This window comes from Geodermatophilus sp. SYSU D00696, assembly GCF_054050235.1.
Map to the genome: position 1 here is coordinate 23344 of NZ_JBJGYY010000048.1, position 10089 is coordinate 33432.

At 74.3% G+C, this 10089-nt stretch carries 11 protein-coding genes; all 11 read right to left on the reverse strand.

What is annotated here, in order from left to right; all coding sequences use genetic code 11:
• Window position 1: 1 nt before the first annotated feature.
• On the reverse strand, window positions 2–1300 hold the full coding sequence (locus ACI79O_RS21665; protein ID WP_456887259.1) for a FliI/YscN family ATPase: 1299 nt from the start codon (window positions 1298–1300) through the stop codon (window positions 2–4).
• Window positions 1300–2124 (reverse strand): FliH/SctL family protein, encoded by an 825-nt coding sequence (locus ACI79O_RS21670; protein ID WP_456887257.1) that lies wholly within the window; start codon window positions 2122–2124, stop codon window positions 1300–1302. The genes ACI79O_RS21665 and ACI79O_RS21670 overlap by 1 nt, the downstream gene beginning before the upstream one ends.
• A complete protein-coding gene (gene fliG, locus ACI79O_RS21675) occupies window positions 2108–3187 on the reverse strand; it encodes a flagellar motor switch protein FliG (RefSeq protein ID WP_456887255.1) in 1080 nt (359 codons plus the stop codon). The genes ACI79O_RS21670 and fliG overlap by 17 nt, the downstream gene beginning before the upstream one ends.
• Window positions 3184–4782, reverse strand: a complete 1599-nt coding sequence (fliF, locus tag ACI79O_RS21680) for a flagellar basal-body MS-ring/collar protein FliF (protein WP_456915177.1) — start codon at window positions 4780–4782, stop codon at window positions 3184–3186. The genes fliG and fliF overlap by 4 nt, the downstream gene beginning before the upstream one ends.
• Window positions 4782–5111, reverse strand: coding sequence for a flagellar hook-basal body complex protein FliE (locus ACI79O_RS21685; RefSeq protein ID WP_456915179.1), 330 nt, complete (start codon window positions 5109–5111; stop codon window positions 4782–4784). The genes fliF and ACI79O_RS21685 overlap by 1 nt, the downstream gene beginning before the upstream one ends.
• 2 nt (window positions 5112–5113) lie before the next feature.
• Window positions 5114–5518 (reverse strand): flagellar basal body rod protein FlgC, encoded by a 405-nt coding sequence (flgC, locus tag ACI79O_RS21690; RefSeq protein ID WP_456915180.1) that lies wholly within the window; start codon window positions 5516–5518, stop codon window positions 5114–5116.
• A complete protein-coding gene (locus ACI79O_RS21695; protein ID WP_456876648.1) occupies window positions 5515–5862 on the reverse strand; it encodes a flagellar basal body rod protein FlgB in 348 nt (115 codons plus the stop codon). The genes flgC and ACI79O_RS21695 overlap by 4 nt, the downstream gene beginning before the upstream one ends.
• 402 nt (window positions 5863–6264) lie before the next feature.
• On the reverse strand, window positions 6265–6609 hold the full coding sequence (locus ACI79O_RS21700) for a hypothetical protein (protein ID WP_456887249.1): 345 nt from the start codon (window positions 6607–6609) through the stop codon (window positions 6265–6267).
• Window positions 6606–6989, reverse strand: a complete 384-nt coding sequence (fliS, locus tag ACI79O_RS21705) for a flagellar export chaperone FliS (RefSeq protein WP_456887247.1) — start codon at window positions 6987–6989, stop codon at window positions 6606–6608. The genes ACI79O_RS21700 and fliS overlap by 4 nt, the downstream gene beginning before the upstream one ends.
• Window positions 6990–7039: 50 nt before the next feature.
• On the reverse strand, window positions 7040–8374 hold the full coding sequence (gene fliD / locus ACI79O_RS21710; RefSeq protein WP_456915181.1) for a flagellar filament capping protein FliD: 1335 nt from the start codon (window positions 8372–8374) through the stop codon (window positions 7040–7042).
• A gap of 133 nt (window positions 8375–8507) precedes the next feature.
• On the reverse strand, window positions 8508–9329 hold the full coding sequence (locus tag ACI79O_RS21715) for a flagellin N-terminal helical domain-containing protein (protein ID WP_456887244.1): 822 nt from the start codon (window positions 9327–9329) through the stop codon (window positions 8508–8510).
• Window positions 9330–10089: the final 760 nt, after the last annotated feature.

Sequence of the window (10089 nt, forward strand, 5' to 3'; positions counted from 1 at the left end):
GTCAGCCCGCGGTCACGAGCCGGTGCAGCATCGCCCAGGCGTCGTCGGGCGAGGTGGTGTCCTCCAGCGCCTGGCGGAGGAAGGCGTCGATGGCGGGCGACAGCATGCGGGCACGGTCGACCAGCGGGTCGCTGCCGGCCTGGTAGGCGCCGATCTCCACGAGCTCCCTGACGTCGCGCAGCGCGCCCATCAGCCGCCGCATCTCGCGGGCGTCGGCCATCCGCGCGGGGGCGGTGACCGCGCCGGCGACGCGGGAGATCGACTCGAGGACGTCGACGGCGGGGAAGTGGCCGGCGGTGGCCAGCCGCCGGGTGAGCACGACGTGCCCGTCGAGGATGGAGCGGGCGGTGTCGGCGATCGGCTCGTTGTGGTCGTCGCCCTCGACGAGCACGGTGTAGAGGCCGGTGATCGACCCGGTGGCGCCGGGGCCGGCCTTCTCCAGCAGCCGCGGCATCATCGCGAAGACGCTCGGCGGGTACCCGCGGGTGGCCGGCGGCTCCCCGGCCGACAGCCCCACCTCGCGCTGGGCCATCGCGGTGCGGGTGATGGAGTCCATGAGCAGCAGCACGTCGCGGCCCTGGTCGCGGAAGCCCTCCGCGATGCGGGTGGCCACGAACGCGGCCTTGAGCCGCACCAGCGGCGGCTCGTCGGAGGTGGCGACGACGACGACCGTGCGGGCCATGCCGTCGGCCCCGAGGTTCTCCTCGAGGAACTCCTTGACCTCGCGGCCGCGCTCGCCGATCAGCCCGATGACCCGGACGTCGGCCTCGGTGCCGCGGGTGATCTGCGCCAGCAGCGTGGACTTGCCGACACCGGAACCGGCGAAGATGCCCAGCCGCTGGCCCTTGCCGACCGGCACGAGGGTGTCCAGCGCGCGGACGCCGACCGGCAGCGGCTCCTCCACCCGGCGGCGGGACAGCGCGTGCGGCGTCTCGCTGGCGAGGTCGACCCAGTCGACCCCGGGCCCGAGCGGGCCGTGCCCGTCGACCGGCCGGCCCAGCCCGTCGAGCACCCGGCCGAGCAGCGCCGGCCCGACGGGCACCTGCAGCGGCATGCCGGTGGCGCGCACCGGCGCGCCGGCGTGCACGCCGGAGATCTCGCCCAGCGGCATGCAGGTCAGCCGGTCGCGGGAGACGGCGACGACCTCGGCGAGCAGGCCGGAGCCGACCTCGACCAGGTCGCCGACGGCGGCGACGACGCCCTCGACGGTGAGCGTGAGCCCCATGGCGCCGACGACGGAGCCGGTGAGCTGCGGGCGGGCGGCCAGGCGGGCGCGGGAGAGGACGGCGGCCGCGGACATCAGGCCGGGCCCCCGCCGGCCAGGACCGCCCGCACCCGCGCCAGCGCCGTCGACAGCTGCGCGTCGACCCGGCGCGGGCCGCACTCGGCGACCGCGCCGGCCCGCTCGACCGTGTCGTCGGCGACGACGGTGACCGACGAGGGCAACGCGGCGAGAGCGTGCGGGGGGACCTCGGCGAGGTCGTCGGGGTGCAGCCGCACCACGGCGGGGGCGTCGGCGGGGACGAGGGTCAGCGCGCGGCGGACCGCGTCGAGGCCGGCGGTGGTCGAGGCCGACAGCTCGCGGCCGAGCAGGTCCTCCACCAGGGTCAGCGCGCCGTCGAGGAGGGTGTCGCGGACGTCGTCGGCCGTGGGCACGGCAGCGGCCTCCAGCGCGGCGACGGCGGCACCCAGCGCCGCGGTGGCCGAGGCCATGCGGCGCTCCCAGCGGGCCTGGACGTCGGCCAGCCGGGCGGCCGCGGCGGCCTCGGCCTCGGCGACGACCTGCGCGGCGGACGCCACACCCTCGGCGTGCCCGGCGGCGAAGCCCTCCCGGCGGGCGAACTCGCGCAGCCGGGTCAGCTCCTCGGCGTAGACGTCGCCGAGCCGCAGCACGCCGCGGCCGTTGGGCACCGGGACGTCGGCGGCGCGGCGGGTCGCCGTGCGGCGCTCGACGGTGACCTCGGGCGCGGTGGCGACCACGGGGGAGGGGCCGGCCGGCCGCGGCTCGGGGCGCGGCCGCGGCGGCACCGTCGTGCCCGCGACCTGCCGGTAGGGGGCCGCCGCGCTGGCCGAGGGCCCGCGCAGCAGCACCGACTCCCGCCGTCCGTCAGGAGACGAACTCATCGTCCCCGCCGCGCGAGATGGTCAGCACGCCCTGCTCCTCGAGGGTGCGGATGACCGCGACGATCTTGCCCTGCGACTCCTCGACGGTGCGGGCGCGGACCGGGCCGAGCAGCTCGATCTCCTCCGCGAGGTTCTCGGCGGCGCGCTCGGAGAGGTTCCGGACGACCTTGTCGCGGACGTCGGGGCGCACGCCCTTGAGCGCGGTGGCCAGGTCGTTGGACTGGACCTCGCGCAGCACCAGCTGCATGGAGCGGTCGTCGATGGTCACGATGTCCTCGAACACGAACATCTGCGCGCGCACCTGCTCGGCCAGCTCCGGGTCGGAGGAGTCCAGCCACTCGAGGATGGAGCGCTCGGTGGGCCGCGGCGAGCGGTTGATGATCTCGACGAGGGTCTCGACGCCACCGACGGTCGACATGTCCTGGTGGGCCAGCAGCGACCCCATGCGCCGGCTGAGCTCCTCCTCGACCAGGCGGACCATCTCCGGCGAGGTGCGGTCCATCGTGGCGATCCGGTGCGCGACCTCGGCCTGCTGCTCGGGGCCGAAACCGGAGAGCACCTCGGCCGACTGGCCCGCCGACAGGTGGGCGAGCACCAGCGCGATGACCTGCGGGTGCTCGTCCTTGAGGAAGGTGACCAGCTGGCGGACGTCGGCGTTGCGCAGCGAGGCGAAGGGCACCTCGGTGTAGACGACGTTGAGCCGGGCGAGGATGCCCTCGGCCTTGTCCTCGCCCAGGCCCGCGGCCAGGATCTCGCGGGCGAAGTCGACGCCGCCGCGGCCGACGTAGCGCTGCGCGGCCATCATCGTGTGGAACTCCGACAGGACGCCGTCGACGTCCTCGGGCTCCACCGTGCCCAGCTTCATGATCTCGCGAGTGAGGGCCTCCACCTCGCGGGCGCTGAGCTTGGACAGCAGCAGCCCGGCCTCCTCCTTGCTCATCTGGGCGAGGAAGACGGCGGCCTTGCGCAGGCCCGGCATCTCCGGGCGCGGGGGAGCCGGCGGCAGGGCGGGCAGGTTCGTCCCGCCCGTGCCGACCAGCTGCTCGACCGATGCCAGGGTCATCGCACGTCACTCAGCCAACCGCGCAGCATCTGCGCCACCTCGTCGGGACGTTCGCTGACCATCGAGGCGATCTCCCCTCGCACGCGCTGGCGCTCGGCGGCCTCCAGCTCCAGGGCCCGGTTGTCCAGGACGGCGGTGTCGTCCCGGGAGCTGGCCACCCGCAGCCGCTCGAGCTCGGCCATGAGGCCGTCGTCGATCTCCAGCAGCTCGTCGTCGGCGTCCTCCTCGTCGTCGCCGCGGCGGCGCGAGCGCAGCCAGACGACGAGCACCAGGAGAGCGATGCCGAGGGCGATGCCGCCGGTGCGGACCAGCGACCACATCTGCGCCTGCTGCTCGGCCTCGCGGGCGGCGGCCATCGCGGCGGCGGCCTCGTCGGCGGCCCGGGTGTCGAAGGCCAGTGAGGCGACGCTGATGTCGTCGCCGCGGGCCTCGTCGAGGCCCACCGCGTTGCTGACCAGCTCCTGCACCTGCGCCTGGTTCAGGTCGCCGGCCACGGTGTCGTCCATGACGACGGCGACGGTGAGCCGGTTGACCTCGCCGGGCGCGGTGACGGTGGTGGTGACCGTCTCGTCGACGGCGTTGTTCGCCGTCGTCGACTCGGTCTCGTAGGTGGCCTGGCCGCCGCCGGTGCCGTCGGCGGCGTCGGCGGTGTTCTCCGGGCCCAGGACGCCGCCGACCGCGGCCCCGTCGCCGGTGTAGCTCTCGGTCGAGCGCTGCTCGGACACCGGCGGGGTGCCCTGGTTGTAGCCGTAGGTGGTGGCGGTGCTGTCGCTCTGGCTCATGTCCAGGTCCGCGCGGACCGAGACCTGCGCGTGGCCGGGGCCGAGGACGCGGTCGAGGATCGCCTGCGCGTTGGCCGCCAGGCGCTGCTCGTAGTCGGACTCCATCTGCGAGCGGGCGTCGCCGGCGGCCGCGGTGAGCCCCGACCCGGCGGCCGAGAGCAGCTGGCCGGTCGAGTCGGTGACGGTGACCTGCTCGGAGTCCATCCCCTCGACGCTGGAGGAGACCAGGTTGGTGATGGACTGGACCTGCTCGCCGGAGAGCTGGGTCCCGGGCTCGAGGTCGAGCAGCACCGAGGCGGTCGGCTCGCCCTCGTCGGAGGCGAACACCTCCTCCTCGGGCAGCGCCAGGTGCACCACCGCCTGCGAGACGCCGTCGAGCGCCTCGAGGGTGTTGGCCAGCTCCCCCTCGATGGCGCGCTGGTACTGCACCTGCTGCTGGAACTCGCTGGTGGTGATGCCCTGCTCGTCGAGCAGCGCGTAGCCGGTGTCCGACCCGGCCGGCAGGCCCTTGCCGCTCATCTGCAGCCGCAGGTCGTACACCGACTCGTTGGCCACCAGGATCGTCTGGCCGCCGTCGGCGAGCTCGTAGGCGACGCCGCCGGCGTTGAGCTCGTCGACGATCGCCGAGGCGTCGGTCGAGGCCAGGTTGGAGAACAGCGGCGCCATGGTCGGCGTCGTGATCCAGCGGTAGAAGACGAAGCCGCCGAGCGCCAGCCCGGCGACCAGCAGGCCGATGACGACCTTCTGGCCCAGGCTGATCGCGGCGAGGGTGCCGCGCACCTTCGCCAGCGGCCCCGCCAGTGCGGCAGGCATCAGACCGGCATCCTCATGATCTCGGTGAAGGCCTCGACGGCCTTGTTCTTGATGGTCACGACCATCTCGGTGGCGACCGAGGACTCCTGGGCGGCGATCATGTAGTCGTGCACGTCGCGCAGGTCGCCGGTGGCGGCCTGCACGGCCAGCCGGTCACGGGTCGCCTGCAGGCCGCCGAGCTGCTCGAGCGCGCCGGTGAGCGCCGCGGCGAAGCCGGCCCCCGAGTCGGGGGCGGGGGCCGGGACCACCCCGCCGGCCTCGGCCGGGCCGCCGAGGGCGCCGACGGTGGGGGCGGGAGGCAGCGAGATGCCGCCGATCGGGGACGTCACGGTCAGCCCTTCCCGAGCTGGAGGGCGGCCTGGTAGGCGCTGGTCGCCCGCTCCAGGGCCGCCAGGTTCGCCTGGTAGCCGCGCTGGGCCATGATCAGCTGGGTCATCTGGTCACCGAGGTCGATGTCGGGGTAGCGGACGTAGCCCTCGGCGTCGGCCAGCGGGTGGTCGGGCTCGTGCACCAGCCGGCCCTCGCCGCTGCCGAACTCGGCCCGGGCGATGCGCACGCCGCCCTCGCCGGAGCCGTAGTCCACGGCCTGCGCGACGACCATGCGCTCGCGGAACGCCTCGCCGTCGGTCGCGCTGACCGTGTTGATGTTGGCGATGTTGTCCGAGACCGCGTCCATCCACCGGCGGTGGACCGACAGGCCGGACCCGGAGATGTCGAGGCCGTCGAACACGGTCACGCCGTCCTCAGGGCCGTGCGCAGACCGCTGTACTTGCCGTCCAGGGCGGTGAGCGCGAGCTGGTAGCGCAGGCCGGTCTCGGTGGCGATGACGGTCTCGCTGTCGAGGTTCACGTTGTTCCCGTCCGTGCGGGTGGGCTCCAGGGAGCGGGCGATCGCGCCGCCGGAGGCGGTGGGCGTCCGGCCCTGGCGCAGCTCCGTGCGCAGGGAGGACTCGAAGTCGGTCCGGCCGGCGAGGAAGCCCGGCGTCTGGACGTTGGCGATGTTGTCCGCCGTCACGCGGCTGCGCTGGGCCAGTCCGGTCAGCGCCGCGTGCAGCGTCGCCGTGGTGACGTCGCCGATCACGGGGCTGACCGCCGGTGGGCAGGACGGCAGGACACGGGGTGCCTCCGGGTACGTCGGGGACCCGCGCGCGCGAGCGCGTGGGAAGGGCCGCCGATCCGTGGCGAGAGTGGTGCTGTCCGTGCAGGGCCGTCATCGGCAGCGCCTCGTCAGACCTTGACCACCGTCCGGGGCGGAGGAGACGGGTGTGACGGGCGGCGCGATCGGGGAGGACGAGCCGGGGGCGGCCCTCCGTGTCCGAGGAGGTGCCCTTGTCGCGATATCGGCACTCCAGAGGGAGCCTCCCGCGCCCCGAGGGGTGCGTCTGTCGCGGAATGGCACTTGTGGGGGCGGGACGACGACGGCCGGGCCCGCCGTGAGGCGGACCCGGCCGTGTCCGGTGTTGTGCAGGTGTGCCGAAGACGGTCAGAGCGCCCTGTCGACGAAGGCGGCGACGGGGCGGGGGCGGTAGGCCATGCGCGCGGCGACGTCGCGCTGCCGCTGCGACTGGGTGATCCGCTCAACGAGCTCCTCGGCGACGGCGAGCTGGTGCTGCAGCAGCCGGGCGGCCCGCTCGCGGAGGTCGGGCGGGAGCGGCCCGAGCATCGTCGGCGGCGTCCAGTCCTCCATCCGCCGGCCCCAGGCGGCGATCTCCTCGGCGCGTTCGCCGCGGATCGAGCGCTCGGCGTCGAGGACCTCCACCTCCATCTCCTCGAGGACGGCGGTCCACTCGGCGCGCCGCTGGTGGTCCGAGGAGGAGCCGCCGGTCATGCGGTGCCCGCCAGGCTCGCGGCGGCCTGCCGCCAGGCGTCGCGCAGCGGCTCGACGACCTCCAGGCACGAGCGGACCCGGCCGGCGTCCTGCTTGACCATCGCCTGGTTGAGCTCGGCGATCAGCCAGTTGTAGAGCGCGGCGAGGCGGGGACCGCCCTCCCAGGCGTCGACCCGCAGGCTGCCGAGCAGCTCGAAGACGATCTCCTGGGCGTGGCGGACCTGCTCCCGCGCGTCGGCGCGCCGGCCCTGGGCGAGCGCGGCCTGGGCGCGCTCGAGGTCGAGGGCGAGGCGGTCGTAGAGCATCACCAGCACCTGCTGCGGCGAGGCGGTGCTGACGGCGTCGCCGAGGTAGCGGGAGCGGAGGGAAGCGGCGGTCATCGGTCGATCTCCTGCATCAGACGGGGGGAAGCGGGACCAGGAGGAGGGGGTCAGGGCAGCGAGGCGAGCTGGCCGGCCAGCCAGGACGACTGCTGCTTGAGCGAGCCCAGCGCGGTCTCCATCGCGGTGAACTGCCGGGTGAGCGTCTCCCGGCGGGCGGCCAGGCGCAGGTCCCAGTCGTCGATGCGGACCTGGATGTCGGCGGCGAGCTCGTCGCGGCCCTTGGCCAGCAGGGTGAGCGTGCCGGTGGCGGCCTTCGTCAGCGTCGTGGCGAGTGCCTGCACGCGGGTGGCCAGGCCGTCGCCGAGCGCCGGTGAGGTGGTGGTGGCGGCCTCGGCCGTGCCGGCGAAGATCTGCTGCACCTTCGCGGGGTCGGCCTGCAGCCGGGTGAGGAAGGTGGCCTTGGTGAACGAGACCTGCCCGTCGCGGGTGAGCTGCACCCCGGCCGAGCCGGGGGCGCCACGGCCGGCGACGACCTCGGACACCGCGGTGAGGACCTGGTCGGTGAGCCGGCGCAGGTTGCTGTCGCCGCGCAGCACCGCGGTGGAGTCCTTGCCGTTGGCCGAGTGCTTGGCGATCTCGCTCAACGCGGCGTTGGCGGCGTCGACGAAGGCCTGCACCTTGGCGGCGACGGCGTCGGGGTCGGAGGTGACGTCGACCGTGACCGGCGTGTCGCTCCTCGCACTGACGGTCAGGGTCCCGCCGGGGATCACGCCGGTGAACGTGTTGGTGGCCGAGGTGACGTCGATCGTCGACCCGGCGTCGCCCAGCTTGATCGTCGCGTCGGTGCCCTCGCGCAGGAGAGTGAACCCGTCGACCGAGAACTCCCCGGCCGTGCCGGTGGCCCTCGCGCTGACCTGCAGCCGGTACTCGCCCGGCTTGACCTGCAGGACCGTGGCGGTGAGCCCGAGGTCGCTCCGCTTGTTGATGGCGGCCGCGGTGTCGTCCAGCGACCCGGTGCCGACGGAGACGGTGCCCTTCACGACCCCGTTGGCGTCACGGACGGTGAGGTCGGAGTAGACCCCGGCCGTGGTGGGGGGAGCTGTCCGGGTGGTGCCGACGACGGCGTGGGCGGCGGCCACGCTGGTCACGGTGAAGGTGATCGAGCCCGGCTGCGGGGTCCCGGTGACGGCCACGGCGACGGCGGGGCTCGAGCTGGTCGCCTTGGCGGCGGTCCAGACGGCGCCTCGGGTGAGCTCCTCGGCGGCCGAGCGCAGCGCGTCGACCTTGGTGTTGACCGAGCGGTAGGCCTCGGCGGCCTTCTGCGTCTGGGTCAGCCGGGTCTCGAGCTGCTTCTGCGCGACCCCCTCGGCGGCGACGAGCTGGTTGATCAGGCTCGTGGTGTCCAGGCCGGAGACCAGGCCGTCGACGCTCAGGCTCACCATCGCTGCGCCTCCAGGGTGCGGGGTCGGGTGGGGCGGGTGTGACCTCGCCCGGGTGTGCAGTGAGGGGGGAGGCCAGGGCCTCCCCCCTCACCGGGTGGTGCTGTGCTCGCTGGTCGGCCCCGGGGGCCCGGGGTCAGCGGAGGAGCTGCAGGACGCCCTGCGAGCTCTGGTTGGCCTGCGCCAGCATCGCCGTGCCCGCCTGCGACAGGATCTGCGAGCGGGTGAAGGACACCATCTCCTGGGCCATGTCGGTGTCGCGGATGCGGCTCTCCGACGCGGTCAGGTTCTCGACGGTGGCGTTCAGGTTGTTGATCTTGTGCTCGAGCCGGTTCTGCACCGCACCGAGGGCGGCGCGCTGGTCGGAGACCTCCGCGATAGCGTCGCCGACCGACGAGATGGCCGCGGAGGCCCCGCTCGCGGTGGCGATCGAGGCGGCCGACAGGCCGAGAGCCGACGGAGCCATGCTGCTCACGCTCACCGACAGCGTCTCGCCGGCGTTCGACCCGACCTGGAAGACCTTGGACGAGTAGCTGCCGTCGAGCAGCTTCGTGCCGTTGAAGGTGGTCTTCGTGGCGATGTCATCCAGCTCAGAGCGCAGTGCGTCGAACTCCGCGTGCGCCTTCGCCTTGTCGCTGTCGCTGAGGGCGCCGTCGTTGGCGGCCTGCACCGCGAGGTCGCGCATGCGCTGCAGGATGGAGTGCGTCTCGGTGAGCGCACCCTCAGCGGTCTGGACGACGGAGATGCCGTCCTGCGCGTTGCGGACGGCGACCTTGAGGCCGCCGATCTGCGACCGCAGGCCCTCGGAGATCGCCAGGCCGGCCGCGTCGTCGGCGGCCCGGTTGATGCGCAGACCGCTGGAGAGCTTCTCCAGCGACTTGCTCATCGCACCATCGGTCACGTTCAGGTTCCGGTAGGCGTTGAACGCGGCGATGTTGTTGTTGACGCGCAGACCCATGGTGTTCCTCCTTGGAATCGGGGCTGTTCGGGATCCCGCTGCATCCGTGCTGCGGGTCGTGCACAGGGGTCTACGGCCGGGCGTCTGCCGACCTTGAGGCGAACCGGGCACATTTCTCGACCGGGTCGCCCGCCGGGGCGGGGCGCCGCCGGGGCGCGACGGGCGGGTGTGGCGGACGAGACGCACGGCGGCGTGTCCCGAGGGCCGCGGACGGCGTGGTGCGGCCCGGCCGGGATGGTGGGCTCACCGCCGAGGTGCCCGTCCGTTCCCGGACGCCCTCGCGCCGTCGGATCCCCCTGCCCGGCCGCTCCTCCCGCCGGGCGTCGCGACCCAGCGCTCCTGCCGAGCGCGGTGAGGACGTGCCCCATGAACGTGCTGCTGACCACGACCGTGTTCACCGGCTCCATGTACCACCGCATGGCCGAGCCGGCCCGGGCCGTCGAGGAGGCCGGGCTCGGCGTCTCGGTGACCGTCCAGCACGGGCTGAAGACCGTCATGGCCCCGGATCCCGGCAATCCCGGCGGCCCGCTGGTGGTCCGCGAGGTCGACTCCCAGGGCGCCGACGTCGTCGTCCTCCAGCTGCCCAAGACCCGCGAGATGCTCGCCTGCCTGCGCCTGCTGCAGGCCCAGGGTGTCGCCGTGGGGGGGGGGGGGGGGGGGGGGGGGGGGGGGGGGGGGGGGGGGGGGGGGGGGGGGGGGGGGGGGGGGGGGGGGGGGGGGGGGGGGGGGGGGGGGGGGGGGGGGGGGGGGGGGGCGGGGC

Excerpts from the sequence above, each read along its gene's own strand:
- ACI79O_RS21665 (WP_456887259.1), bottom strand. The coding sequence starts at position 1,300 with ATGTCCGCGGCCGCCGTCCTCTCCCGCGCCCGCCTGGCCGCCCGCCCG.
- ACI79O_RS21670 (WP_456887257.1), bottom strand. The coding sequence starts at position 2,124 with ATGAGTTCGTCTCCTGACGGACGGCGGGAGTCGGTGCTGCTGCGCGGG.
- fliG (WP_456887255.1), bottom strand. The coding sequence starts at position 3,187 with ATGACCCTGGCATCGGTCGAGCAGCTGGTCGGCACGGGCGGGACGAAC.
- fliF (WP_456915177.1), bottom strand. The coding sequence starts at position 4,782 with ATGCCTGCCGCACTGGCGGGGCCGCTGGCGAAGGTGCGCGGCACCCTC.
- ACI79O_RS21700 (WP_456887249.1), bottom strand. The coding sequence starts at position 6,609 with ATGACCGGCGGCTCCTCCTCGGACCACCAGCGGCGCGCCGAGTGGACC.
- fliS (WP_456887247.1), bottom strand. The coding sequence starts at position 6,989 with ATGACCGCCGCTTCCCTCCGCTCCCGCTACCTCGGCGACGCCGTCAGC.
- fliD (WP_456915181.1), bottom strand. The coding sequence starts at position 8,374 with ATGGTGAGCCTGAGCGTCGACGGCCTGGTCTCCGGCCTGGACACCACG.
- ACI79O_RS21715 (WP_456887244.1), bottom strand. The coding sequence starts at position 9,329 with ATGGGTCTGCGCGTCAACAACAACATCGCCGCGTTCAACGCCTACCGG.